This window comes from Idiomarina sp. UBA4206 (assembly GCF_002383015.1).
Classification (GTDB): Bacteria; Pseudomonadota; Gammaproteobacteria; order Enterobacterales; family Alteromonadaceae; genus Idiomarina; species Idiomarina abyssalis.
This window is the reverse complement of sequence record NZ_DFTS01000056.1, coordinates 18212-18492: the sequence shown is the minus strand read 5'-3', so window position 1 is coordinate 18492 and position 281 is coordinate 18212. Positions and strand designations below refer to the sequence as shown.

The 281-nt window shown below is 47.7% G+C and carries 1 protein-coding gene; it reads right to left on the bottom strand.

Going from position 1 to position 281, the window contains the following annotated elements; genetic code table 11:
• Positions 1-281, bottom strand: a 281-nt coding sequence (locus tag B3180_RS11510) for a DUF819 family protein (protein WP_286844664.1), incomplete at both ends; no start/stop codon positions are given.

Below are 281 nucleotides of genomic sequence, written 5' to 3'. Positions count from 1 at the left end.
TCCAGATAGCACCAATTAAGAAGTACTTCGGTGTTCCCACAATTTTTGTGACATCCATATGCAGGCCAATGCTGGCAACCAGAACATAAACAAAAACTGAGCCAATTTTCGAGGCACCGGCAGCTTCCATTGACCGGGCCCGGGTAAAGGACAGCGCAATACCGCCAGCAGTTGCAAGCACAATCACCCAGAAGAATAAGCTGTCTAAACTGAATTTACTCAATGCCGGGTAATTCGTCGCTATTGCCGGTGCAATCCAGTCAGCTAATAAATGCGCCAAG